25 protein-coding genes, 1 rRNA gene and 2 other annotated features are annotated in these 24,462 nt (G+C 41.9%); all 26 genes read right to left on the bottom strand.

Features of this window, described 5'->3' with window-relative positions:
* Nucleotides 1–39: 39 nt before the first annotated feature.
* The 26 genes from rpoB to rrf all read right to left on the bottom strand — a co-directional run bounded on the left by rpoB (nucleotide 40) and on the right by rrf (nucleotide 24,453).
* Entirely contained in the window at nucleotides 40–3,621 is a 3,582-nt protein-coding gene (gene rpoB, locus BAE31_RS02335) for a DNA-directed RNA polymerase subunit beta (RefSeq protein WP_076839362.1), read from the bottom strand.
* A gap of 257 nt (nucleotides 3,622–3,878) precedes the next feature.
* The gene (locus tag BAE31_RS02340; protein ID WP_076839363.1) at nucleotides 3,879–4,484 is read right to left on the bottom strand and encodes a class I SAM-dependent methyltransferase; all 606 of its coding nucleotides are present in this window, start codon (nucleotides 4,482–4,484) and stop codon (nucleotides 3,879–3,881) included.
* Between the two features lie 96 nt (nucleotides 4,485–4,580).
* On the bottom strand, nucleotides 4,581–4,946 hold the full coding sequence (rplL, locus tag BAE31_RS02345) for a 50S ribosomal protein L7/L12 (protein WP_008345418.1): 366 nt from the start codon (nucleotides 4,944–4,946) through the stop codon (nucleotides 4,581–4,583).
* A gap of 48 nt (nucleotides 4,947–4,994) precedes the next feature.
* Nucleotides 4,995–5,495, bottom strand: coding sequence for a 50S ribosomal protein L10 (gene rplJ, locus BAE31_RS02350; RefSeq protein WP_024425590.1), 501 nt, complete (start codon nucleotides 5,493–5,495; stop codon nucleotides 4,995–4,997).
* A gap of 69 nt (nucleotides 5,496–5,564) precedes the next feature.
* Nucleotides 5,565–5,705: a sequence feature (ribosomal protein L10 leader region), on the bottom strand.
* A 49-nt stretch (nucleotides 5,706–5,754) separates the two neighbouring features.
* On the bottom strand, nucleotides 5,755–6,453 hold the full coding sequence (gene rplA / locus BAE31_RS02355; RefSeq protein ID WP_017359164.1) for a 50S ribosomal protein L1: 699 nt from the start codon (nucleotides 6,451–6,453) through the stop codon (nucleotides 5,755–5,757).
* Between the two features lie 99 nt (nucleotides 6,454–6,552).
* Nucleotides 6,553–6,978: a 50S ribosomal protein L11 gene (rplK, locus tag BAE31_RS02360; RefSeq protein WP_003216956.1), complete on the bottom strand. Its 426-nt coding sequence runs from the start codon at nucleotides 6,976–6,978 to the stop codon at nucleotides 6,553–6,555.
* A 171-nt stretch (nucleotides 6,979–7,149) separates the two neighbouring features.
* Entirely contained in the window at nucleotides 7,150–7,683 is a 534-nt protein-coding gene (gene nusG / locus BAE31_RS02365) for a transcription termination/antitermination protein NusG (RefSeq protein ID WP_003217197.1), read from the bottom strand.
* A gap of 171 nt (nucleotides 7,684–7,854) precedes the next feature.
* On the bottom strand, nucleotides 7,855–8,031 hold the full coding sequence (gene secE / locus BAE31_RS02370) for a preprotein translocase subunit SecE (protein WP_008345422.1): 177 nt from the start codon (nucleotides 8,029–8,031) through the stop codon (nucleotides 7,855–7,857).
* A gap of 34 nt (nucleotides 8,032–8,065) precedes the next feature.
* Nucleotides 8,066–8,215: a 50S ribosomal protein L33 gene (gene rpmG / locus BAE31_RS02375; protein ID WP_008356502.1), complete on the bottom strand. Its 150-nt coding sequence runs from the start codon at nucleotides 8,213–8,215 to the stop codon at nucleotides 8,066–8,068.
* A gap of 76 nt (nucleotides 8,216–8,291) precedes the next feature.
* Nucleotides 8,292–8,948 (bottom strand): RNA polymerase sporulation sigma factor SigH, encoded by a 657-nt coding sequence (gene sigH / locus BAE31_RS02380; protein WP_008345424.1) that lies wholly within the window; start codon nucleotides 8,946–8,948, stop codon nucleotides 8,292–8,294.
* Nucleotides 8,949–9,011: 63 nt separating this feature from the next.
* Nucleotides 9,012–9,524 (bottom strand): ribosome-dependent mRNA decay endonuclease Rae1/YacP, encoded by a 513-nt coding sequence (gene rae1, locus BAE31_RS02385; protein WP_024425589.1) that lies wholly within the window; start codon nucleotides 9,522–9,524, stop codon nucleotides 9,012–9,014.
* 2 nt (nucleotides 9,525–9,526) lie between these two features.
* Complete coding sequence (rlmB, locus tag BAE31_RS02390; protein ID WP_024425588.1) at nucleotides 9,527–10,276, bottom strand: 23S rRNA (guanosine(2251)-2'-O)-methyltransferase RlmB; 750 nt, start codon at nucleotides 10,274–10,276, stop codon at nucleotides 9,527–9,529.
* A complete protein-coding gene (locus BAE31_RS02395) occupies nucleotides 10,260–10,691 on the bottom strand; it encodes a Mini-ribonuclease 3 (RefSeq protein ID WP_076839365.1) in 432 nt (143 codons plus the stop codon). The genes rlmB and BAE31_RS02395 overlap by 17 nt, the downstream gene beginning before the upstream one ends.
* 3 nt (nucleotides 10,692–10,694) lie before the next feature.
* A complete protein-coding gene (cysS, locus tag BAE31_RS02400; protein ID WP_041105656.1) occupies nucleotides 10,695–12,095 on the bottom strand; it encodes a cysteine--tRNA ligase in 1,401 nt (466 codons plus the stop codon).
* Nucleotides 12,092–12,745 carry a serine O-acetyltransferase gene (gene cysE, locus BAE31_RS02405; RefSeq protein ID WP_034283914.1) on the bottom strand — a complete coding sequence of 218 codons (654 nt, stop codon included), beginning with the start codon at nucleotides 12,743–12,745 and terminating at the stop codon, nucleotides 12,092–12,094. Before cysE ends, cysS begins: the two co-directional genes overlap by 4 nt.
* Before the next feature lie 82 nt (nucleotides 12,746–12,827).
* Nucleotides 12,828–13,058 (bottom strand) — a binding site (T-box leader).
* The gene (gltX, locus tag BAE31_RS02410; RefSeq protein WP_041105654.1) at nucleotides 13,058–14,509 is read right to left on the bottom strand and encodes a glutamate--tRNA ligase; all 1,452 of its coding nucleotides are present in this window, start codon (nucleotides 14,507–14,509) and stop codon (nucleotides 13,058–13,060) included. It overlaps the preceding feature by 1 nt.
* Before the next feature lie 94 nt (nucleotides 14,510–14,603).
* Entirely contained in the window at nucleotides 14,604–15,080 is a 477-nt protein-coding gene (gene ispF / locus BAE31_RS02415; protein ID WP_003216928.1) for a 2-C-methyl-D-erythritol 2,4-cyclodiphosphate synthase, read from the bottom strand.
* Nucleotides 15,081–15,083: 3 nt separating this feature from the next.
* Nucleotides 15,084–15,773 carry a 2-C-methyl-D-erythritol 4-phosphate cytidylyltransferase gene (ispD, locus tag BAE31_RS02420; protein WP_024425583.1) on the bottom strand — a complete coding sequence of 230 codons (690 nt, stop codon included), beginning with the start codon at nucleotides 15,771–15,773 and terminating at the stop codon, nucleotides 15,084–15,086.
* Between the two features lie 13 nt (nucleotides 15,774–15,786).
* Nucleotides 15,787–16,887, bottom strand: a complete 1,101-nt coding sequence (locus BAE31_RS02425) for a PIN/TRAM domain-containing protein (RefSeq protein WP_024425582.1) — start codon at nucleotides 16,885–16,887, stop codon at nucleotides 15,787–15,789.
* A 153-nt stretch (nucleotides 16,888–17,040) separates the two neighbouring features.
* The gene (gene disA, locus BAE31_RS02430) at nucleotides 17,041–18,120 is read right to left on the bottom strand and encodes a DNA integrity scanning diadenylate cyclase DisA (RefSeq protein WP_024425581.1); all 1,080 of its coding nucleotides are present in this window, start codon (nucleotides 18,118–18,120) and stop codon (nucleotides 17,041–17,043) included.
* A gap of 2 nt (nucleotides 18,121–18,122) precedes the next feature.
* Nucleotides 18,123–19,502 (bottom strand): DNA repair protein RadA, encoded by a 1,380-nt coding sequence (gene radA / locus BAE31_RS02435; RefSeq protein WP_025092231.1) that lies wholly within the window; start codon nucleotides 19,500–19,502, stop codon nucleotides 18,123–18,125.
* Between the two features lie 93 nt (nucleotides 19,503–19,595).
* Nucleotides 19,596–22,031, bottom strand: a complete 2,436-nt coding sequence (gene clpC / locus BAE31_RS02440; protein WP_007496263.1) for an ATP-dependent protease ATP-binding subunit ClpC — start codon at nucleotides 22,029–22,031, stop codon at nucleotides 19,596–19,598.
* Nucleotides 22,028–23,119, bottom strand: a complete 1,092-nt coding sequence (gene mcsB / locus BAE31_RS02445) for a protein-arginine kinase McsB (protein WP_076839367.1) — start codon at nucleotides 23,117–23,119, stop codon at nucleotides 22,028–22,030. The genes clpC and mcsB overlap by 4 nt, the downstream gene beginning before the upstream one ends.
* Before the next feature lie 4 nt (nucleotides 23,120–23,123).
* Nucleotides 23,124–23,681, bottom strand: a complete 558-nt coding sequence (gene mcsA / locus BAE31_RS02450; protein ID WP_024425862.1) for a protein-arginine kinase activator protein McsA — start codon at nucleotides 23,679–23,681, stop codon at nucleotides 23,124–23,126.
* Nucleotides 23,682–23,695: 14 nt separating this feature from the next.
* On the bottom strand, nucleotides 23,696–24,160 hold the full coding sequence (locus tag BAE31_RS02455; RefSeq protein WP_003217184.1) for a CtsR family transcriptional regulator: 465 nt from the start codon (nucleotides 24,158–24,160) through the stop codon (nucleotides 23,696–23,698).
* A gap of 177 nt (nucleotides 24,161–24,337) precedes the next feature.
* Nucleotides 24,338–24,453 (bottom strand): 5S ribosomal RNA (gene rrf, locus BAE31_RS02460).
* Between the last annotated feature and the right edge of the window lie 9 nt (nucleotides 24,454–24,462).

The raw sequence follows: 24,462 nt of genomic DNA on the forward strand, positions 1-24,462 counted from the left end.
TTCGGGTTATACCCTAGTCACTTGCTCTAATCGTTTCTGCTATTCTTTTGTGACTGCGTCACGTTCAAGATCGACAGGTGCGAGGTCTGCAGCTTCTTCGTCATTAGATAACGCTAATCCGTCTGCTTTCTTCGTTTCCTCATCGTCTTCTAAATCTCTCATTTCTATCTCTTCTTCATCGCCAGATAGGATTTTCACATCCATACCTAAACTTTGAAGTTCTTTGATTAACACTTTGAATGATTCAGGGACACCTGGTTCAGGTACGTTATCCCCTTTGACGATGGCTTCGTATGTTTTCACACGCCCCACAACGTCATCCGATTTAACTGTTAAGATCTCTTGAAGTGTATATGCTGCACCGTAAGCTTCAAGTGCCCATACTTCCATCTCTCCGAAACGCTGACCACCAAACTGTGCTTTACCGCCAAGTGGCTGCTGCGTAACAAGTGAGTATGGTCCAGTTGAACGAGCGTGAAGTTTATCGTCAACCATGTGAGCCAGTTTGATCATGTACATGATTCCGACAGATACACGGTTGTCGAATGGTTCACCAGTTCGACCGTCATAAAGGACTGTTTTCGCATCACGGGACATACCTGCTTCTTCAAGCGTTTCCCAAACATCTTCCTCGCGCGCACCATCAAATACTGGTGACGCAATGTGGATGCCGAGGTAACGTGCAGCCATACCCATATGAAGCTCAAGTACCTGACCGATGTTCATACGAGATGGTACCCCTAGAGGGTTCAACATGATATCGATCGGTGTTCCGTCTGGAAGATAAGGCATATCTTCTTCTGGAAGGATTTTAGAGATAACCCCTTTGTTACCATGTCGTCCGGCCATTTTGTCACCTTCAGAAATCTTACGCTTCTGAACGATGTATACGCGGACTAATTGGTTTACACCTGGAGGTAATTCATCTCCATCTTCACGGTTGAAGACTTTTACATCGTGGATAATTCCGCCGCCGCCGTGTGGAACACGTAGTGACGTATCACGAACTTCACGAGCCTTTTCACCGAAGATTGCATGTAATAGACGTTCTTCAGCTGTTAGTTCAGTTACACCTTTAGGCGTTACTTTACCTACAAGAAGGTCTCCGTCTTTTACTTCTGCACCAATACGGATAATTCCGCGCTCGTCAAGGTTGCGTAAAGCATCTTCCCCAACGTTTGGAATATCACGAGTGATTTCTTCAGGTCCAAGCTTTGTATCACGAGCTTCTGATTCATATTCTTCAATATGAATAGACGTGTAGACGTCATCTTTTACAAGGCGCTCACTCATGATGATCGCATCCTCGTAGTTGTAACCGTCCCAAGTCATGAAGCCGACCATGACGTTACGTCCTAGAGCCAATTCACCTTTTTCCATAGAAGGACCGTCTGCAAGGATTTCCCCTTTAACGACTTCATCTCCAACACTTACGATAGGACGCTGGTTGTAGCAAGTCCCTTGGTTAGAGCGGACAAATTTCAGCAGGCTGTATTTGTCAAGGTTTCCTTTGACTTGTTGTCCGTCAACGTCTTCATAACGGCGAACCCAAATATTTTTTGCTTCTACACGTTCTACAACACCTGGGTAGCGGCAGATGACAGCAGCACCAGAGTCTTTACCTGATACGTACTCCATACCTGTACCAACAATCGGTGATTCTGGCTGCATCAAAGGCACAGCCTGACGCTGCATGTTCGCTCCCATTAGAGCACGGTTAGAGTCATCGTTTTCTAAGAATGGGATACATGCTGTCGCTGCAGAAACAACCTGCTTTGGCGAAACGTCCATGTAGTCAACGCGGTTTCGAGGAACAACGGTGTTTTCCCCTCTGAAACGAGCAATGATATTATCATCGATAAACGAACCATCATCAGCTAACTGAGCGTTCGCTTGTGCTACTACGTAGTTATCCTCTTCATCAGCAGTTAAATAATCGATTCTCGGTGTTACTTTACCAGTCTCAGGATCAACCCGGCGGTAAGGTGTTTCGATAAATCCGAAGCGATTCACTTTTGCAAATGAAGATAGAGAGTTGATCAAACCAATGTTTGGACCCTCTGGTGTTTCGATCGGACACATACGTCCATAGTGAGAGTAGTGAACGTCACGAACTTCCATTCCTGCACGCTCACGTGTCAAACCACCCGGTCCAAGCGCTGACAGACGACGTTTGTGCGTCAATTCAGCAAGCGGGTTTGTTTGATCCATGAACTGAGAAAGCTGAGAGCTACCAAAGAACTCTTTGATAGAAGCGATCACAGGACGAATGTTGATCAGCTGTTGAGGTGTGATCGTGTTTGTGTCTTGAATCGACATTCTTTCACGAACAACACGCTCCATTCTGCTTAAACCAATACGGAATTGGTTTTGCAGAAGTTCACCTACAGAACGCAGACGACGGTTACCAAGGTGGTCGATATCATCTGTGTCACCTACACCATGAAGAAGATTGAAGAAGTAACTGATTGATGCAATGATGTCAGAAGGCGTGATGTTTTTCACAGCTTCCTCTACATATGCATTTCCAATCACGTTAATCACTTGCTCGCCTTCTTGATCAGTCGGTGCATAAATCTTAATAGATTGAAGTTCTACTTCATCTTCTACTACGCCACCATTAGGATAAAGCTTTCTAAATCCGATGCCGTTTTCTAAGTATGGAAGAACTTTATCAAGAACTCTTCTGTCTAAAATTTGACCTTTTTCTGCTAGAATTTCACCTGTTTCAGGATCAACTAGCGTTTCAGCCAATTTTTGATTGAACAGTCTATTTTTAATATGAAGCTTCTTATTAATCTTGTAGCGTCCAACATTTGCTAGGTCATATCTCTTCGGATCGAAGAAGCGAGAGTCTAGCAAGCTTTTCGCATTTTCAACAGTTGGCGGCTCTCCAGGACGGAGGCGCTCGTAGATTTCGAGAAGTGCTTTATCGGCATTCTCTGTATTGTCTTTTTCCAGTGTGTTGCGTAAGTATTCATTCTCGCCAATGAGGTCAAGAATCTCTTGATCAGAGCTGAAGCCGAGAGCACGCAAAAGAACCGTAACCGGCAACTTACGTGTGCGATCGATGCGTACATAGACTACATCCTTCGCATCAGTTTCGTATTCTAACCATGCGCCACGGTTTGGAATGACAGTCGCAGTAAAACCTTTTTTACCGTTTTTGTCTACTTTACCACTGAAATATACACTTGGAGAACGCACTAACTGAGAAACGATTACACGTTCCGCACCATTAATGATAAAAGTACCTGTGTCTGTCATGATTGGGAAATCACCCATAAACACATCTTGGTCTTTTACTTCTCCAGTTTCTTTGTTAATTAAACGAACTTTTACTCTTAGTGGAGCAGAGTAAGTTACATCACGTTCTTTTGATTCTGCTACAGGATACTTAGGATCCCCTAGGCTGTAATCAATGAATTCAAGAGAAAGGTTACCAGTAAAATCCTCAATTGGGGATATATCTTGAAACATCTCTCTAAGACCCTCATCAAGAAACCACTGATAAGAAGAGGTTTGAATTTCAATGAGATTTGGTAATTCTAACACTTCGCTTATGCGTGCGTAGCTTCTGCGCTGGCGGTGTCGTCCATACTGAACTAGTTGACCTGTCAACTGATTCACCCCTCAAATCATGCGTATTATATGTGTAAAAAGTATTTCTGTCTTTCAAATGTCAGTAAAGAAATACTTTTTTACAAGACAAAAGAAAAAAGGGTTTCTAAAATAAGAAAACCACATCCAAAAACAAATACCGATTTTATTAGTTTTCCCAAGTATGCATAATTTATACAAAATAGTTGTTTTTTAAGCCTATCAAGCAAAATATACACATTGGCATTTTATAATGTTAACACAGCTAGGAAACTGCGTCAAACTTTTTTAGCTTTGATGATATAGTAGCCCTTTTTTTTCAGCACAACCTCGACTTCTCCAAAGAGCTGCTCTAATTTTTCAATCGCAGATGGTCCACCTTGCTTTTTCTGAATAACCACCCACAACTCACCTTCCGGCAATAAATGATCAGCACTTTTTTCAAAGATCGCATGTACAACTTTCTTCCCTGCCCGTATTGGGGGATTGGTCAGTATAGAGGCAAAAGCAGCTGAGGAATGAACATTCGAGAACAAATCACTTTGATAGATGTGAACATTATCAATGCGATTATGTTTAGCGTTTTCCTTTGAAAGTTCGACTGCTCTTTCGTTCACATCAATCATATGAATGGTACGGCTAGTCAGTTCGTTTGCTAACGATAAGCCAATCGGTCCATAACCGCAACCGACATCTAAGACATCGCCATCCAAATCAGGTTCTTCGAAAGCTTCAATTAAAAGCCTTGAACCAAAGTCGACTTCTTTCTTAGAAAACACTCCACTGTCACTTGTAAAAGTAAAGGTACGGTTTCTCAAGGTGAAGTCCCATGTCTGTTTATTGCTTTTCACTGATGGCTTTTCCGTATAATAGTGGTCACTCATGGTGAATGGACCTCCTCTGGATTCAATCGTTTCAGGAGATTAGAAAAGAAAAAGCCCGCCAGTAAAAGCGAGCTTTCCCAAAAGGATAGGCGAAGATTACTTAACTTCTACAGAAGCGCCAACTTCTTCAAGCTTAGCTTTAAGTTCTTCAGCTTCTTCTTTAGCAATACCTTCTTTAAGTGGTTTTGGAGTGTTGTCAACAAGTTCTTTAGCTTCTTTCAAGCCAAGACCAGTGATTTCACGAACCACTTTGATAACTTTGATTTTTTGGTCTCCAGCACCAGCAAGTACTAGATCAAAATCAGTTTTTTCTTCAGCAGCAGCACCGCCACCAGCAGCTACAGCTACAGGAGCAGCAGCAGTTACGCCAAATTCTTCTTCGATTGCTTTTACTAAGTCGTTTAACTCAAGTACAGTTGCTTCTTTAACTGAAGCAATGATTTCTTCGATATTTAAAGCCATTTGTAATTCCTCCATTTTAAGTTTTTTTACGTAAACGTAAAGTACGCATTAAGCGCCTTGTTCTTCTTTTTGATCTGCAACTGCTTTAGTAGCAAGAGCAAGGTTACGAACTGGAGCTTGAAGAACGCTAAGCAACATAGAAAGTAAGCCTTCGCGAGACGGAAGTTCCGCAAGAGCCTTCACTTCTTCTACAGTCGCTACGTTTCCTTCGATGACACCAGCTTTGATTTCTAAAGCTTCGTGGCTTTTCGCAAATTCGTTGATGATTTTCGCAGGTGCGATAACATCTTCGTTACTGAATGCGATAGCGTTTGGACCTGTTAAGAAATCGTTTAAACCCGTTAGTTCAACTTGTTCAACTGCACGGCGAGTCAAAGTGTTTTTGTAAACTTTGAATTCTACGCCAGCTTCACGAAGCTGTTTACGAAGTTCAGTCACTTCAGAAACTGAAAGACCGCGGTAATCTACAATGACAGTAGACATACTATCTTTAAATTTAGAAGTAATTTCATCAACGACAACTTTTTTAGTATCGATTGCATTGCTCATGGTTACACCTCCTGTACATTCTTTGTGTAACACTTATACCGATCAGGCCATCACGTTCCTAACGAACGGTTCTCCATATAAAAAGCCTCCATTAAGACATGGAGGCTGTATATACAAGCATACGTTAACGTAAGACTGTGACATATACACCTCGGCGGGTTATTTAAGCCATAAGGCCCCTGCTGTCTACGGTATAAATGGACATTATTCTATTTTACAACATTTTGATATTATCAAAATGGTTGTCATAAGTCAAGAATTATTTTGCAGAGAAAGAAGATGGATCCACTTTCACGCCAGGGCCCATAGTAGATGTAACAGAAACGTTTTTCACGTATACACCTTTAGCCGCTGCAGGTTTTGCTTTAAGGATTGTGTCATAGATTGTTGCAAAGTTCTCAACAAGCTTTTCGTCCTCGAAAGAAACCTTTCCGATTGGCGCGTGGATGTTACCAGCTTTATCAACGCGGTATTCTACTTTACCAGCTTTGATTTCATTGATTGCCTTTTCAACTTCGAACGTTACAGTTCCTGTTTTAGGGTTTGGCATAAGACCTTTTGGTCCAAGTACACGACCGATCTTACCAACTTCACCCATCATGTCAGGTGTCGCAACGATTACATCGAATTCGAACCAGCCTTGTTGGATTTTAGTGATGTAATCAGAATCTCCAACGTAGTCTGCTCCAGCAGCTTCTGCTTCTTTTGCTTTTTCGCCTTTAGCGAACACAAGAACGCGTTGAGTTTTACCAGTTCCGTTAGGAAGTACAACTGCACCGCGGATTTGTTGATCGTTTTTACGAGGGTCTACGCCCAAACGAAAAGCAACTTCTACAGTCGCATCAAATTTAGCTGTATTTGCTTTTTTTGTAAGAGAAACAGCTTCAGCTACATCATACGCTTTAGTACGATCGATCAGCTTAGCAGCTTCTACATACTTTTTACCTTTTTTAGCCATTATAAAAATCCTCCTTATGTGGTTTTAGCGGAATAACCTCCCACGAATAAGGGTTGCGAACTTGTCAAAACCAAACTCGCAACCCAACAAGACAAAAAATTAATCTTCGATGACAATACCCATACTGCGTGCAGTACCTTCAACCATGCGCATAGCTGATTCAACGCTAGCAGCGTTTAAGTCAGGCATTTTTGTTTCCGCGATTTCGCGTACTTTATCACGCTTAACAGTTGCCACTTTATTACGGTTAGGTTCACCAGAACCAGACTCAATACCAGCTGCTTTTTTAAGTAAAACTGCAGCAGGTGGAGTTTTAGTAATAAATGTAAATGAACGGTCTTCAAAAACCGAAATTTCAACAGGAATGATAAGACCAGCTTGGTCAGCTGTACGAGCGTTAAACTCCTTACAGAATCCCATGATATTAACACCGGCTTGACCTAGTGCAGGTCCAACTGGTGGAGCTGGGTTAGCTTTTCCAGCAGGAATTTGCAATTTAACAACTTTAACTACTTTTTTAGCCACGAGACACACCTCCTTAAAGTCCGTGATGTGGTAATAGGGGAATCCCCCTCCCACTCAACAACTTCATTCTTTATATGAATGACGAAATAACTAGCTAGCGATCTTGAGTGAACTCAAGACGTACCTTTGCTATATTACCACTTCTATACACTCATTTCAAGCTCTTTTAAATTACAATTTATCGATCTGCGTGAACTCAAGTTCAACAGGTGTTTCTCTACCAAACATATTAACGAATACTTTGACTTTGCTTTTATCGTAGTCAATTTCTTCAATGGAGCCAGTGAAGTTAGCAAATGGTCCATCGATGACCTTAACTGTTTCTTTCAGTTCAAAGTCGATTTCTGTTTTGCGTTCTTCAAGACCCATTCTCTTCAGAATGGTTTCGGCTTCGCCTGGCAGCAGCGCAGTCGGCTTTGATCCTGATCCAGCTGATCCAACGAATCCAGTGACACCCGGTGTATTACGAACGACATACCAAGAGTCGTCAGTCATCACGATTTCCACTAGGACATAGCCAGGGAACACTTTCTTTTTGACGACTTTTTTCTTACCATTTTTAATATCGGTTTCTTCTTCTTCTGGTACGACGACGCGGAAGATTTTATCCTGCATGCCCATTGATTCAACACGCTTTTCCAAGTTCGCTTTTACTTTGTTTTCATAGCCAGAGTACGTATGCACAACATACCAATTCTTTTCCATTTTCGTTCAGGACTATTTAGTCCTTCCCTCCCCACATTTCATAATGTCTATTTGACGAATCTCGAGTACCGGTAAATATTTTCAAGCAATTGAAAAAACCCGTAAAACGGGTTTTTTGGCAAGTCATATTATGATCTATTATAGCACGTTCAGCAGACCATTATTCAAGTATTAATGAATTAATTCGATTAATTGTGAGATTCCTATATCAAGAAAAGAGAAAAAGATGGCAAAGAACACGACTGTTAAAATAACAGTGATTGTGTAGCGGACCATTTCGTTCTTCTTTGGCCAGCTGACCTTTTTCATTTCTTTTCCGACACTTTTTAAGAAACTGATAATACGCATGTAAAAGACCTCCACAGATTAAAGAACGCAAATCTTACTTCGTTTCTAAATGTGTTTTATGTGAATTACAAGTCTTGCAATATTTCTTAACTTCTAATCTTTCAGCTGCTGAAGCAACACTTTTCATTGTCGTATAATTGCGGCTTCCGCAGTCTTTACAGGCTAGAGTAATCTTTTTCCTCATATTTACACCTATTTTCTCGACATCATTTCATTAGTACCTTATCACAGTGTCGAAAAAGCTGTCAATATAGGTTTGATTAGAGACTAATCTCGCGAAGCTCTAAATATTTCTCTAATTTTCTCTTTACTCTTTGGAGTGCGTTATCAATTGATTTCACATGACGATTTAAATCTTCAGAAATCTCTTGATAGGATCTGCCATCAAGATAAAGCACAAGTACCTTTCTTTCCAGCTCGCTTAGCAGTTCACCCATCTTCATTTCGATATCATCAAATTCTTCTTTGCTAATGATTAAGTCTTCTGGGTTAAGCGCTTTAGCGCCGGAAATGACATCCAATAATGTTCTGTCCGATTCTTCATCGTAGATCGGCTTGTCTAATGATACATAGGAATTTAACGGGATATGTTTTTGGCGAGTAGCTGTTTTAATTGCGGTGATAATTTGGCGGGTAATACATAATTCTGCAAAAGCCTTAAATGAAGTAAGCTTGTCCTCTCTGAAATCGCGGATAGACTTATAAAGTCCGATCATTCCCTCTTGGACAATGTCCTCTCGATCCGCTCCTATCAAGAAATAAGATCTTGCTTTCGCACGTACAAAATTGCGGTATTTCGTTATTAAATAATCTAGCGCATCACTATCTCCGACATGAACCCTTTCAATGACTTGTTCATCTTCCAACTGGCAAAATTGCTCTCTGATGGACTTACCCTTGCTGTTGTTTAGATTCACTTCGATCCCCCCGACCGCACCTAGATAGAAATATTATACATTAATGGTTGAAATATCGTCAAGCTATTCCAGATTCCCGCGCCGCCATTTTTCAAACGTTTTCAATACATCTTCTGACAATTCAATCTTAGATGCTGGTTTATCAGAAGTAATCTTTTTGACCCTCGTTTCAATCTTTCGTTCTATCACTTCAATCTCTCTTAAAAGCTCACGAGCCGACTTCCGAAGAGCTCCTTGTCCAAAAATAGCCCATTGTTCCGTAAAATCTGAGGTTGCCACATGAATTTGCGTCCGGATATTATTCAAATCCTGCGCCAGCTTTTCAATCCGCTCATCCGCCGTTTCATTCTCTCTTGTAAAGATGACCTCTACTCGGTGGTTAGTCCGCTTCTTTTCAATTCCTTTGACCATATGGGCATCGAATACGACAATGACTCGATACCCTGTGTATGCTTGATATTCTGCTAAATGTTGAATCAGCACGTCTCTGGCTTCTTCAAAGCTGTTTTCCTTTAAGTGCTGCAGCTGAGGCCATGCACCTATCATGTTGTATCCATCGACTAAGAGGATATCCATCTCTATTCTCCTAACGGATAACGTTTTCGATACACTTCATACATCAATAGACCAGCCGCAACTGATGCGTTTAACGAAGTAACCTTCCCGGCCATAGGCAGTTTAATCAGAAAATCACACTTTTCCTTAATCAATCGGCCAATTCCTTTTCCTTCACTGCCAATCACAAGAGCCAGCGGCATTGTACCATCAAATTGTCTGTAATCCTGTTTAGCAGACGCATCTGTTCCCGCAACCCAGATTCCTCTTTCTTTCATTTCATCAAGGGCTCTTGAAAGATTGGTCACTTTTGCAACAGGAATATGCTCAATTGCTCCAGTGGATGCCTTAGCAACTGTTGTTGTTAGACCGACCGCTCTCCTTTTCGGAATGACAATCCCGTGTGCACCTACAGCATCTGCCGTACGCATAATAGATCCTAAATTATGCGGGTCTTCAATTTCATCTAAAATCAGAAAGAAAGGCTGTTCATTCCGCTTTTCAGCGATTTGATACAGATCATCTAATTCTGCATATTCATATGCTGCTACTTGTGCAACGATTCCCTGGTGCTGACCTGTAACCATTTGATCAAGCTTTTTCCTCGGAACATACTGAATGGTGATATTTTGCTTTTTAGCGAGTTCAATGACCTGCTGGGCTTGTCCTTTTACAGTGTTTTCTGCCATCCAGAGCTTGTATAACTCCCGATCTGACTTCAGTGTCTCAATCACTGCATTTTTCCCAATGACATAATCATGTTGCTGACTCATTTGTCTTCCTCCCTGACGTTCCGATTTCAATCGCCTGACCAATCAGCTCTTCTAAGCGTTCGTCCTGCTTTTCGATAAATAAATAACCCATAAGCGCTTCAAACGCTGTACTATAACGATACGTTTGAACGTCTGTGTTTTTAGGCACTGTGCCTGATTTTGCGTTTCTTCCTCTTTTCAGCACCGCTTCTTCTGCTTCAGTGAAAAAGCCTTGCTGCTGAAGCGTAAATAAAATAGCAGCCTGTGATTTAGCTGAAACAATTTTGCTTGCTCGTTTGTGCAGCTCATTTGGTTTTGTCGCCCCCGTTTGGAGGAGGTGATGCCTCACATATACTTCAAAAATGGCATCACCTATATAAGCCAGCGCAAGTCCGTTCAGCTGTTTACCGTCTTTCAGCTTTTCAAAATTCAACATTGCCTATTCTCCTCTTTTCCAGCGAGTACCTTGAGGAGTGTCCTCCAACACAATATTCATGTTCTTTAATTGATCACGAATTTGATCAGATAGGGCAAAGTCACGATTTCTTCTAGCTTCATTGCGTTTTTCAATTAACGCTTCTACCTCTTCGTCAAGCGTGTGCTTTTCTTCTAATGAGAAGCCGAGAACAGACGTAATTTCTTGGAACAAGCCGATAAATGCCTTGATCACTTCCTCCGAAGTATGATCATTTTCCATATAATAATTCGCCTGTTTCGCTAATTCGAATAAAACAGAGATCGCATTTGCCGTATTGAAGTCATCGTTCATTTCAGAAATAAATGTCGCACGCTGCTCTTCAATTTTTGCCAGCCATTCAGCATTGTCTTCCGTGATATTTGTGCTGCTCTCTAGACGATGATGTAAATTCGCATACGATGTCTTGAGTCGGTTAAACGCACTCTTTGTACTTTCTAATAAATCCATTGAGTAGTTAATTGGGTGACGATAGTGAACCGACAACATAAAGAAGCGGAGCACATCAGGATCTTGTTCTTTCACAATGTCATGCACCAGCACAAAGTTGCCAAGTGATTTTGACATTTTTTCATTATCGATATTAATATACCCGTTATGCATCCAATACTTCGCAAAAGGCTTCCCTGTCAAAGCCTCAGATTGGGCAATTTCATTCTCATGGTGAGGGAATGTTAAATCCTGTCCGCCAGCATGAATGTCGATCGTATCACCTAAATATTTTTTGACCATTGCCGAGCATTCGATGTGCCAGCCTGGGCGTCCTTTGCCCCACGGGCTATCCCAAGAGATTTCCTGATCCTTTGCAGCCTTCCAAAGAGCAAAGTCCAGCGCATCTCGTTTCTTTTCACCTACACGAATACGAGCACCTGTCTTCAGCTCATCAATTGATTGGTGAGAAAGCTTTCCATAACCTTCAAATGAGCGTGTGCTGTAATACACGTCACCATCTGCTTCATAGGCGTAGCCTTTTTCAATCAATGTCGCAATAAACGCAATGATATCATCCATATTTTCCGTCACTCGCGGGTGAAGGTCTGCTTTTTTGCAGCCGAGCGCACTGACGTCTTCGAAGTAGGCTTGGATAAACCGGTCAGCAATTGTCGGCACATCTTCTCCGAGTTCGTTGGCTGCTTTGATGAGTTTATCATCCACATCTGTAAAGTTTGATACAAAGTTCACATCGTAACCGCTGTATTCTAAATACTTACGTACAGTGTCATAAACAATAGCAGGTCTAGCATTCCCGATATGAATGTAGTTATAAACGGTTGGTCCGCACACATACATCTTGACCTTTCCTGGCTCAAGCGGGACAAATTCTTCCTTCTTACGTGTCAATGTATTATAAATATTGATTGTCATGATTGTTCTTCCTTTCTGCTCAATGAAGCCAGCTCACCTTTTAGCTTTTCCATTTCTCGTTCCAATTCTTTGAAACGATCGGAAATTGGATCTGGCAAATCTTGATGATTGAGATCACGATTGATTTTCTTTCCATTTTGAACGACGACTCGCCCAGGTATACCGACAACGGTGGAATGGTCGGGTACGTCCTTTAACACGACCGACCCCGCTCCAATCTTGGCTCCTTTTCCAACTGTAATGGAACCAAGCACCTTGGCACCTGTCGCAATGAGGGCATCGTCTAAAATGGTCGGATGCCGCTTTCCCTTTTCTTTCCCTGTTCCCCCTAATGTCACGCCTTGGAAAACAGTGACGTTGTCTCCAATTTCACATGTTTCCCCGATCACGACGCCCATGCCGTGATCAATGAAGAACCGCCTGCCAATGGTTGCCGCCGGATGAATTTCCACCCCTGTGAAAAAACGGCTGACCTGAGAAATGATCCGCGCAATAAAATACAGCTTCCGCTTATAAAATGCGTGCGCAATACGGTGAGCCCAAATCGCATGAAGCCCTGAATAGGTTAGCACTACTTCAATATAGCTTCTAGCAGCAGGATCTTGATCAAACACAGTATCAATATCTTCTTTCAGCATTTTGAAAAACACATGCTCCCCCCGTTCTTCCCCATGAATCTCTCTTAGGACTTGCTCTCTTTTTTTGGACAAATAAAAAACGCCTCTGCCAAATGACAGAGACGTTTTGAAAACGCGGTTCCACTCTGTTTAGAAAGCTACTTATCTTTCAGCCTTCTCAACTTAATCCCATAACGGAGGGTACCGCCCTTGCATACTAACGTACGTGTTCCTCAAGGGTCTTGAGGGTGCATTTCCAACGTCTGCCCATAAGTCTCTTTCAGCCGGTGGAGACTCTTTCTGTGATGGACGAGTACATTGTACTTCTCCCTCGCAACGATTTCCTTATATTTGTTTAATGCGGTTTAATACCGTTTCTTTACCTAGTAATTCAATACTTTGCGGAAGTTCTGGGCCATGCGTTTGTCCTGTGACAGCCACACGAATCGGCATGAATAGTTTCTTGCCTTTATGCCCTGTTTCTTTTTGTACCGCTTTAATGGCAGCCTTGATTTCATCAGGTGTGAAAGACTCAAGCTGTTCAAGCTGACCTGCAAAAGATGCCATCACTTCTGGTACTTGCTCCTCTGCTAGAACTTCCTTTGCCTCTTGATTATACTCAATTTGCTCCTTAAAGAACAACTCTGTTAACTCAACAATTTCTGCCCCGTAGCTTAATTGTTCGTGATACAGAGAAATAAGTTTGCGTACCCACGTGTTTTCTTCTTCAGTCAGCTGCTCACTTACCTTGCCTGCTTTTTGAAGATGTGGAAGTGTTAGTGCCACAACCTGATCAAGATCAAGTGCTTTCACGTATTGGTTGTTCACCCATTTTAGTTTATGCATATCGAATAGAGCTGGTGACTTAGAAAGTCGGTTTACATCGAAAATGTCGATGAATTGCTCTTTTGTAAACAGTTCTTCTTCGCCTACTGGAGACCATCCAAGTAATGCAATGAAGTTAAACAGGGCTTCAGGTAAATAGCCTAAATTCTTATATTGCTCGATGAATTGAATAATTGATTCATCACGTTTACTTAATTTCTTGCGGTTTTCGTTCACAATCAGCGTCATATGTCCGAATAGCGGAACATCCCAGCCAAATGCATTAAAAATCATGATTTGTTTAGGGGTATTTGAAATATGATCTTCTCCGCGAAGAACGTGAGTCATTTTCATCAAATGATCATCCACTGCTACGGCAAAGTTATAAGTTGGCGTGCCATCTTTCTTCACAATAACAAAGTCACCGATGCCGTCTGTTTCAAATGAAATATCGCCTTTGACCATGTCGTCAAATTTGATGATTTCTCCTTTTGGCACTCGGAAGCGGATACTTGGCTCTCTTCCTTCAGCAATCAGTTTGTCCTCTTCTTCTTTTGATAAATGACTGCATTTACCAGAATATCGAGGCATTTCGCTGCGGGCGATTTGTGCTTCACGCTCTGCCTCTAGCTCTTCAGCCGTACAATAGCACTTATACGCCAAGTCCTTCTCTAACAGTTCGTCATAATATTTCTTGTAAATATCATTACGCTCTGATTGTCTGTAAGGACCGTAACCGCCATCTTTATCAATGCTCTCATCCCAATCAATACCGAGCCATTTCAGGTGGCGAAGCTGGCTTTCCTCCCCGCCTTCTACATTACGCTTTTGGTCCGTATCCTCGATTCGAATAATAAATTTGCCGCCTTGGCTGCGTGCGAACAAATAGTTGAAAAGAGCCGTTCTAGCATTCCCAATATGTAAATGACCAGTTGGACTCGGTGCATAACGAACACGCACTTCATTTCCCATGAGTTTAACTTCCTTTCATCTGCATCATGTTGTCTGACACCAATTTTTTATAAACGTATTTTATCATCAAAACCTATTCTCATCAAAATGGATTTTACTTTTTCTGAAGAAGCACTGTTGCCTGAGAGGCAATTCCTTCTCCTCTTCCTGTAAATCCGAGTTTCTCTGTCGTTGTTGCTTTGACATTCACCTGTGTGACATCTGCCTCAAGCGCTTCTGCAATTTTCTCACACATTGGTTGAATATAAGGTGCCATTTTTGGCTTTTGCGCCATGATTGTGCAGTCAATATTCACAAGTGTGTAGCCCTTTTCTTTCACAAGTGCCCACACATGCTGCAATAATTTAAAAGAATCTGCATCCTTAAACTCAGGATCTGTGTCTGGGAAATGTCTGCCGATATCTCCTTCAGCAATCGCACCCAGGCATGCATCTGCCACTGTGTGAAGCAGTACGTCAGCGTCTGAATGCCCTAGCAGTCCCTTTTCATAAGGAATGGTGACCCCGCCGATAATCAGAGGTCTTCCCTCTGTTAATTGATGTACATCAAAGCCTTGTCCTATTCTCAACATGATCTAGTACCCTCTTTCCGCATCCATAATTGCCTTGGCAACCAATAAATCATCCGGTGTTGTCAGCTTAATATTGGTATAGTCTCCTTGGACAATATACACATTCTCACCTTGTAATTGTTCAACAAGACTGGCGTCGTCTGTTCCAAGGAAGCCTGTCCGCTCCGCATATTCATGCGCCTCTTTTAAAATAGAATGACGAAAAGCTTGTGGGGTCTGGACTGCCCACAAGCTCTGACGTTCAATGGTTTGTTCCACTTTGCCTTCTTGAACGCGTTTGATTGTGTCTTTCACTGGTACCGCTACAACCGCGGAGCCTTTTTCAATCGCTGCTTTAACGAGCAAGTCAATCTGTGTATGCTTAATAAAAGGCCTTGCTCCATCATGAACAAGCACGATGTCCGCATCTTTCACAGCCTTTAATCCTTCGTATACACTTTGCTGACGTTCTTCACCGCCAGTGACAAGTGAAACAGGCGTTTGAAAAGCGTGTACCTTGAGTAGCCTTTCAAAGTCTTGACGCTCCTCTTCATTGATCGCTAGGATCATGCGTTTGCATTGCGCATGAGCGTCAAACACCTTTAGTGTATGAATGATGACCGGCATTCTTTTCAGCTCAATAAAAAGCTTATTACGGCCGGCCTTCATTCGTTTCCCCTGCCCCGCAGCCGGAATAACTACTTCATAATACATGTTCGTTCTCCCTTTAGAGCGCCTTCTCCAGAAGTTTTGGCTTCGCAAAAATCATTCTTCCAGCAGCAGTCTGCAGCACACTTGTGACGAGCACGTCAATGTCTTTTCCAATGTAATTGCGTCCTTCTTCGACCACAATCATCGTACCGTCATCTAAGTAAGCAACACCTTGGTTATGCTCTTTTCCATCTTTGATGACCTGTACCTTCATTTCTTCCCCAGGCAGTACAACCGGTTTAACGGCATTGGCTAGATCATTGATGTTTAACACTGCTACTTTTTGAAGTTCGCATACTTTATTTAAATTAAAATCATTGGTCACAACAACACCTGAAGTTAATTTCGCCAGCTTCACAAGCTTGCTATCAACCTCTTGAATGTCTTCGAAGTCACCTTCGTAAATTTCAACTTTGATATCCAATTCTTTTTGAATACGATTTAAAATATCTAGACCTCTTCGGCCTCTATTTCTCTTTAATACATCTGAAGAGTCTGCAATATGCTGTAATTCCTCGAGTACAAATTGAGGAATGACCATGACACCTTCTAAAAATCCAGTTTGGCAAATATCTGCGATTCTTCCATCAATGATAACACTTGTGTCTAAAATTTTCAGCTTTTTATCTTCTATTTCAGGTTCATCATCAGCTGCTCCCTTTTTCTTTGTGACCTTTGCAGATCGGGAGAACAGCCCTATCATTTCATCCTTCTTCTTAAAGCCTACCTGAAATCCAAGGTATCCTAAAAAGAAAGCCAGGAAAATCGGAATAATGGTACCAAAAATATGATATGGGATATTGTTTAGCGGGATCACGTTTACAATAAGATATGCTAGAATAAGTCCAAATACTAATCCGAAACTTCCAGATATAAGATCAGGAAGAGGCGCCTTCAATAGAGAATCCTCGATCCATTTCACCCAATTTACCACATAACCTGTGCACCATTTACCAATGATGAAGAACACAACGGCTCCTATTAGTGCTGAAGAGTAAGCATTTGTTATGAAAGGTATGTCCTTTACATTTAAAAGCAGAAATAACTCTGGAATGATAAAAATCCCCACAACTGCACCCAAAATGATAAAAAACGCCTGAACGATTCTTTTTAACATACCTTCACCTCCTTTATTTTTCATCTGTCAATCCACCTTCATCTGACATTAATATATGTTTAAGTTTCCTATCATGAGCAACAGAAAACAAAACCATCATTAATATACCCATATTCATCCATTTTTAACCGTAATAGAGAAAAATTTCTCTTCTTAAAGCTGACGGTCAATGTAATGTTTTTCTTGTAACCTTTTTAATCCTTTTTTTATCTTTTTCGCTCTTACTTCTCCAATTCCTTCTACTTCATCCAATTCTTGTACATCTGCTTCCATAATTCGATCTAGCACACCGAATGCTTCAACCACATTTTCGACGATTGGCATTGGCAGTCTAGGGATTTTATGGAGCAATCTGTATCCTCTTGTGTACACATATTCGTCAATATTTGTAGAAGCTGGATATCCAAGTAACTTGTACAGAATGGAATCATCTAAAAGCTCAAAGCTCGACATATCTTGAAGTTGTTTAAGCAGCACATACGGATCTTTAATCTTTTCTTTCACGTAATCTTTAATAAATAAAGCTGCTTCCTGCTCCATATCTGTAATCAATTCATTGACTTGCAGACGGATCAAGTGTCCCTCTGTTCCGAGCTCTTTGATATACATATTGATTTCATTTTTGATTCTGAGTACCATTTCGTAGCGGTGCAGCACGGATAATACATCACCAAAGGTCACAAGCTCTTCAAATTCTAGAGCACTTAACGCAGAAATGGCGTGATCTAAAATCGTTTTATATTTCTCAAGTGTTTGAATGGCTTGATTGGCCTTTGTTAAAATAAAGCCAATATCTTTCAGCGTATAACGACGATTCCCTTGGTATAAGGTAATGACGTTCCTCCGTTCAGAAATAGCAATGATTAAGCAGCCTGTCTGCTTTGCTACACGTTCAGCCGTCCGGTGCCTCATGCCTGTTTCCGATGAATGAATGGTTGCATCTGGCATCAGCTGTGTATTCGCATACAAGATTTTTTGACCAGAATCGCTAAGAATAATGGCCCCATCCATCTTCGCCAATTCATATAAATGTGCTGGGGAGAAGGCAGAATTAATGTGAAATCCTCCATCTACCACACTCTTTACTTTGTCATTATAACCAACAACAATGAGCCCGCCAGTATTGGCTCTCAGGACGTTTTCAATCCCTGCCCGCAGAGGTGTTCCTGGTGCCACAAACTGTACAATATCTAAGAGATCGAGTTCTCTCGCTCCTTTTTTCTCTTTTTCCATTTCTATGATCCCCCTAGTGAAATTCGAAGTGCCTCCGCTACATTTTCTACACCAACTAACTCAATCCCTCTCGGCTTTTTCCATCCGTCTATATTCGCCTGAGGAATAAACATTCGCTTAAATCCTAGTTTTGCAGCTTCCTGCACTCGCTGTTCAATTCTTGATACTCTTCTGACTTCTCCCGTCAGACCGACCTCTCCTATAAAGCAATCCGCTTGATGCGGCGCTGCATCTTTAAAGCTTGATGCAATACTGACGGCAATAGCCAAGTCAATCGCCGGTTCGTCAAGCTTCACACCGCCTGCGACCTTTAAATAGGCATCTTGGTTTTGCAGCAGCAGCCCCACGCGTTTTTCTAAAACTGCCATGAGCAGCGATACTCGATTATGATCAAGGCCAGTGGCCATTCTTCGCGGATTCCCAAAGCTTGTCGGGGAAATTAATGCCTGTATCTCGACAAGTACGGGTCTTGTTCCTTCCATTGAGGCAACAACACACGAACCAGATACACCTGCCGACCGCTCTTCTAAAAAGATTTCTGATGGGTTTAATACTTCCGTGAGCCCTTCCTCTCTCATTTCAAAAATTCCCAATTCATTCGTTGAACCAAATCGGTTTTTGACCGCCCGTAAGATACGAAACGTATGATGACGCTCGCCTTCAAAATAAAGAACTGTGTCCACCATATGCTCTAAAAGGCGTGGACCTGCGATCGAGCCTTCTTTGGTCACGTGACCAACGATAAAAATAGGAATACCGTTTGTCTTGGCAATCTTCATCAGCTGCGCTGTACATTCTCTAACTTGAGATACAGAGCCGGGAGCTGACGTGATATCGCTTTGGTAAACGGTTTGAATCGAATCCACCACAACAAAAGCAGGTTTCATCTCCTGTATAGCAGACGTTATATACTCCATATCGGTTTCAGCCAAAACATGTAAAGAGGCGCTTTCAATGCCAAGACGGTCCGCTCTTAGCTTCGTTTGTTTAATGGACTCCTCACCAGATATGTATAACACATTCTGATTTTTGTCTGAGAGCTGTGCTGATACTTGTAATAACAATGTAGACTTCCCAATCCCAGGATCTCCGCCGATGAGAACAAGAGAACCTTTGACAATTCCACTTCCTAATACTCGGTTAAATTCTTCTAAATTTGTTTTAATTCGGGGTTCTTCGGATGTTTCAATTGCAGATATAGGTGAAGGTTTTTGAATGGTTTGAACAGAATGATTAAAAGCACTTCGACGGTTTGCCGGCTCTTTGCGAACGACCTCTTCTGTCATACTGTTCCACGTGCCGCAGCCTGGACATTTCCCCATCCATTTGGCTGACTCATAACCGCACGATTGGCATATAAATTTTGATTTTGTCTTAGCCATAGATTGAAGAATACAACTCCTTATACTGGTCAGAAAATAAGTAAAGGGAGGCATACACCTTACTGGTATGCCTCACACTTTTTTCTTACTATATTAGTTCGTAGCAGCCGTCGCTTTTACGACAATCTCTCCATCTTCCACATCTAATACGATATGTTGACCTTTTTCAATATTCCCCTTCAGAAGCTCTTCAGAAAGTCGATCTTCTACATGCTTTTGAATCGCTCTTCTTAACGGACGCGCACCGTACTCAAGATCTACTCCTTCGTCGGCAATCTTCGCTTTTGCTGCTTCCGTCAATTCAATTGATAGGTCTTGTTCTTTTAATCGTTTTGTCAATTGATCAGACATGAGAGACACGATCTCTTTTAGATGTTTCTTCTCAAGCGAGTGGAAGACAATGATTTCATCAATACGGTTGATAAACTCAGGTCTAAACGCACGTTTCAACTCGCCCATCACTTTGCCTTTCATATCCTTGTAATTTTGACTTTCATCCTGCACGTTAAAGCCAACATATTTATTGCGCTTCAGCTCACTAGCTCCAACGTTTGATGTCATGATCAAAATCGTATTTCTAAAGTCAACGGTACGCCCTTTAGAATCAGTCAGACGACCATCTTCTAACACTTGCAGTAAGATATTAAATACATCTGGATGCGCCTTTTCAATCTCGTCTAAAAGAACGACAGAATAAGGTTTTCTTCTCACTTTTTCAGTCAGCTGTCCACCTTCATCATAGCCCACATAGCCTGGAGGTGACCCAACAAGTCTGGATGTAGAGTGTTTCTCCATGTATTCAGACATATCAATACGGATCATTGCTTCTTCATCACCGAAAATAGACTCAGCGAGTGCTCTTGCAAGCTCCGTTTTACCAACCCCTGTTGGACCCAAGAAGATAAAGGAGCCGATTGGACGCTTCGGATCTTTCAGGCCAGCACGCGCACGTCTCACTGCTTTTGCTACAGCGACAACCGCTTCATCCTGTCCGATCACGCGAGAGTGGAGCAATTGTTCCATATTCAGAAGCTTATCTGTCTCCGTTTGAGCAATTTTCGAAACAGGCACTCCCGTCCAGCTGGAAACGACCATTGCGATATCATCTACAGATACCTCTGAGTTCTCTTGTCCCTGCTTTTCTTTCCATGATTTCTTTGTAACTTCTACTTTTTCACGCAAACGCTGTTCTGTATCGCGAAGAGAAGCTGCTTTTTCAAATTCTTGACTTTGAACTGCCGCATCCTTTTCCTTGCGTACTTCATCCAGCTTTTGCTCTAATTCTTTTAGATTAGGCGGTGTCGTGAACGAACGTAAACGGACTTTCGAACCTGCCTCATCAATTAAATCAATCGCCTTATCTGGAAGGAATCGGTCAGAAATATAACGGTCAGACAGCTTCACCGCCGCCTCAATCGCTTCATCTGTAATAGACACACGGTGATGTGCTTCATACCGGTCTCTGAGCCCTCTTAAGATTTGAATACTTTCATCAACAGACGGCTGATCTACTTGAATTGGCTGGAAACGTCGTTCAAGCGCAGCGTCCTTTTCAATGTATTTACGGTACTCATCTAACGTTGTCGCCCCAATACATTGAAGCTCACCACGTGCTAAGGATGGCTTCAAGATATTAGACGCATCAATCGCGCCCTCTGCTCCACCAGCACCAATGAGTGTATGAAGCTCATCGATAAAGAGAATGATATTTCCTGCCTGACGAATTTCGTCCATCACTTTTTTCAAACGATCCTCGAATTCACCACGATATTTCGTCCCAGCTACAACAGTTCCCATATCCAGTGTCATCACTCGTTTATCGCGCAGGATTTCAGGCACTTCGTTATGAATAATTTGCTGTGCAAGACCTTCTGCGATGGCTGTTTTACCAACACCAGGCTCACCAATCAGCACAGGGTTATTTTTTGTTCTTCTACTTAGGACCTCAATGACACGTTGAATTTCTTTGCTTCGGCCAATGACAGGGTCCAAGCTGTCCTCTTTTGCAATAGCTGTCAAATCTCTTGCCAAGCTATCTAGTGTTGGAGTATTTGCATTGCTATTAGAGCCTGCCGCAGATGCACCTGTTTCATTGCTTCCAAGCAGCTGCAGGACTTGCTGACGTGCTTTATTTAAGCTCACTCCGAGGTTATTTAAGACACGGGCAGCGACACCCTCTCCCTCACGAATAAGACCTAATAGAATATGTTCTGTCCCTACATAGGAATGACCTAGCTTTCTTGCTTCATCCATTGAAAGCTCAGTGACCTTCTTCGCTCTAGGCGTATAATGAGGAATAGCTTGAGACACCTCTTGCCCTCTTCCAATCAAGCTTTCGACTTCTTTTTGGATTTTATCTGAAACAAGGCCCAGTGCTTCTAACGCTTTGGCAGCGATGCCCTCACCTTCACGTACAAGGCCAAGTAAAATGTGCTCAGTACCTATGTTTTTATGGCCTAGGCGAATGGCTTCTTCTTGTGCAAGTGCTAATACCTTTTGAGCTCTTTCAGTGAATCTTCCAAACATCATATCGTTTCATCCTCCTGTCCATTCCTATGCATTTCTAAGCGCAGCCTTTCTCTAATAATCGCTGCTCGTTTTATATCTCGTTCATTTGGCTCTAAGGCTCCTCCTGAATATTGTTGAAGGAAGCCGGGCTGAGTCAAAATCATGAGTTCATTCAGTATATTACTTGAAAGCCCCTTAATGATACCTAAATCAATTCCAAGCCGCACATCTGACAAACACTTTGCTGTTTCCTTTGATTCAATCATACGACAATTGGCCAAAATCCCTAAGGAACGGTACACTCTGTCCTCAAGTTCAATTTTAGATGTTTGATATAACGCTTTTCGTGCAGATCGCTCTTGTTCAATGAGCTGAGCGGTCACACTATTCAAGTCATCTACAATGTCTTCTTCTGATTGGCCAAGTGTCATTTGATTTGATATTTGAAAGATGTTTCCTATTGCTTCGCTGCCCTCACCATAAATTCCTCTGACCACAAGACCTAATTGATTAATGGCCGGAATAATCCGATTCATTTGTCTTGTGAGCGCTAATGCTGGTAAATGCATCATGACCGAAGCCCTAATACCTGTACCTACATTGGTCGGACAGCTTGTTAAGTATCCTCGCTTTTCAGAAAACGCATAATCCACTTGCTCTTCAATCCAGTCATCTACCTGATTAGCCGCTTTTAGTGCATTGGCTAGCTGAAAACCTGGGAATAAGCATTGGATTCGAATATGGTCTTCTTCATTCAGCATCACACTGATTTCTTCATTCTCAGAAAGCAAACAGCCGCCAAATCTTGATTCAGCTAAATTGGGGCTAATCAAATGCTTTTCAACAAGTACCCTCTTTGCTAAAGGCTGCGTTTCATTCATTCGAATCAGAACAAAGTTTCCAATGTCCTTCACTTCCTGGCTAGCAAACTTTTGCTCGAATTGCTGGAGAACAGCTTCAGCTTCAGCTTGAGAAAACTGAGTTGGGAAACGAACATGCTCTAGATTGCGAGCTAGCCGGATACGACTGCTTAGAACAATGTCACTTTCTGGTCCTTTTTGTCTCATCCACTGACTAAGAGCGTCTTGAATAAAATGCTGGAGCGACATGTCGTTAATCTCCCTCCCTCTGCTGAGATTGCTCATGCTCTAATGCACGAATTTGATCTCGAACTTCCGCTGCCTTTTCGAACTCTTCCTGTTCAATCAGCTGCTTCAGCTCTTGCTGCATTAACTCTAGTTTCCGGCGAACATGCAGGCTGCCGGCAATTCGTTTTGGGACTTTCCCATTATGGACTGTATTTCCACTATGGACTTTCCGTAAAACAGGGTTCAGATACTGATCAAATGTACGATAGCATTCTGCACAGCCAAATCGGCCTGTTTTTCTGAACTGCTGAAAGGTTAAGCCACACTTAGGACATTGATCCACTTCTTTCGCTTCTTGAAAAATAGATGAGCCCTTGTTAGCACTTGTGGTGAAGCTAGGATCAATATTCAATAAGCCTGATAATAAGTTGTGAATCGAGAAACCTTGGTTTCCACTCATAGCATATGAATCACTGTTTTCTTTTGCACATTGTTCACATATGTGCATTTCTTGTTTTTCTCCATTTATAACTTTCGTAAAGTGAAAAGTGGCTGGTCTCTCATTACATTCTTGACAAATCAATCTTTTCACCCGCTTTACTTTAATTTCAAAGCATTTAACATCGCTTTCATCATCCGAGCACGCAGTTCATCACGTTCAGGTAAATCAATATGCAATACAGAACGGTCCATGACACTAATCATCATCTTAGCTTCTCTTTCAGATAAAATGTTATTTTCAACAAGACGCATGATGATATGATCAGATGCAGCCTGTGATAAACGATGATATATTTGGGAAATAATGTTGTTCAATAAGTCGACTTCATCATTCATTTTGACTTTAATGATACGGATATAGCCACCGCCGCCACGCTTACTTTCAACGATATAGCCTCTCTCGCTCGTAAAGCGTGTATTGATAACATAGTTAATTTGTGAAGGTACGCATTGAAATTTATCTGCAATTTCATTGCGCTTAATTTCTAATATTTCTCGACCGTTCTGATCCAAGACTTCCTTCAAATACTGCTCGATGATATCAGAAATATTTTGTGCCACTCCGCCTCCTCCTCCATTGACTTTGACTATATTTGACTTTAATCTTACTATAAATTTTTTCGATCGATTTTTCAAGATAATCGCTCAACTAACAATATTATTTCCACATTTATATGGTATCAAACCTCTCAAAAACACAAAAAAGACCAGTTCCGGCTGGAACTGATCCTTATAGAAGCTTGGCGGCGTCCTACTCTCACAGGGGGAAACCCCCAACTACCATCGGCGCTGAAGAGCTTAACTTCCGTGTTCGGTATGGGAACGGGTGTGACCTCTTCGCTATCGCCACCAAACCTGATGGA

Origin of the sequence: Bacillus sp. I-2, assembly GCF_001974945.1 — a bacterium.
GTDB lineage: Bacteria > Bacillota > Bacilli > Bacillales > Bacillaceae > Bacillus > Bacillus safensis.

Bases quoted from the DNA above. Each gene is read 5' to 3' on its own strand.
- clpC (WP_007496263.1), bottom strand. From the start codon at position 22,031: ATGATGTTTGGAAGATTCACTGAAAGAGCTCAAAAGGTATTAGCACTT.
- rlmB (WP_024425588.1), bottom strand. From the start codon at position 10,276: ATGAGTCAGCAACATGATTATGTCATTGGGAAAAATGCAGTGATTGAG.
- nusG (WP_003217197.1), bottom strand. From the start codon at position 7,683: ATGGAAAAGAATTGGTATGTTGTGCATACGTACTCTGGCTATGAAAAC.
- rplJ (WP_024425590.1), bottom strand. From the start codon at position 5,495: ATGAGCAATGCAATCGATACTAAAAAAGTTGTCGTTGATGAAATTACT.
- gltX (WP_041105654.1), bottom strand. From the start codon at position 14,509: ATGGGAAATGAAGTGCGTGTTCGTTATGCACCGAGTCCAACTGGTCAT.
- ispD (WP_024425583.1), bottom strand. From the start codon at position 15,773: ATGTATTATGAAGTAGTTATTCCGGCTGCGGGGCAGGGGAAACGAATG.
- rpmG (WP_008356502.1), bottom strand. From the start codon at position 8,215: ATGAGGAAAAAGATTACTCTAGCCTGTAAAGACTGCGGAAGCCGCAAT.
- disA (WP_024425581.1), bottom strand. From the start codon at position 18,120: ATGGAAAAAGAGAAAAAAGGAGCGAGAGAACTCGATCTCTTAGATATT.
- BAE31_RS02425 (WP_024425582.1), bottom strand. From the start codon at position 16,887: ATGTTAAAAAGAATCGTTCAGGCGTTTTTTATCATTTTGGGTGCAGTT.
- rae1 (WP_024425589.1), bottom strand. From the start codon at position 9,524: ATGGATATCCTCTTAGTCGATGGATACAACATGATAGGTGCATGGCCT.
- BAE31_RS02340 (WP_076839363.1), bottom strand. From the start codon at position 4,484: ATGAGTGACCACTATTATACGGAAAAGCCATCAGTGAAAAGCAATAAA.
- cysS (WP_041105656.1), bottom strand. From the start codon at position 12,095: ATGACAATCAATATTTATAATACATTGACACGTAAGAAGGAAGAATTT.
- radA (WP_025092231.1), bottom strand. From the start codon at position 19,502: ATGGCTAAGACAAAATCAAAATTTATATGCCAATCGTGCGGTTATGAG.
- ispF (WP_003216928.1), bottom strand. From the start codon at position 15,080: ATGTTGAGAATAGGACAAGGCTTTGATGTACATCAATTAACAGAGGGA.
- secE (WP_008345422.1), bottom strand. From the start codon at position 8,031: ATGCGTATTATCAGTTTCTTAAAAAGTGTCGGAAAAGAAATGAAAAAG.
- rplA (WP_017359164.1), bottom strand. From the start codon at position 6,453: ATGGCTAAAAAAGGTAAAAAGTATGTAGAAGCTGCTAAGCTGATCGAT.
- mcsB (WP_076839367.1), bottom strand. From the start codon at position 23,119: ATGTCGCTCCAGCATTTTATTCAAGACGCTCTTAGTCAGTGGATGAGA.
- rplL (WP_008345418.1), bottom strand. From the start codon at position 4,946: ATGGCTTTAAATATCGAAGAAATCATTGCTTCAGTTAAAGAAGCAACT.
- BAE31_RS02395 (WP_076839365.1), bottom strand. From the start codon at position 10,691: ATGTTGAATTTTGAAAAGCTGAAAGACGGTAAACAGCTGAACGGACTT.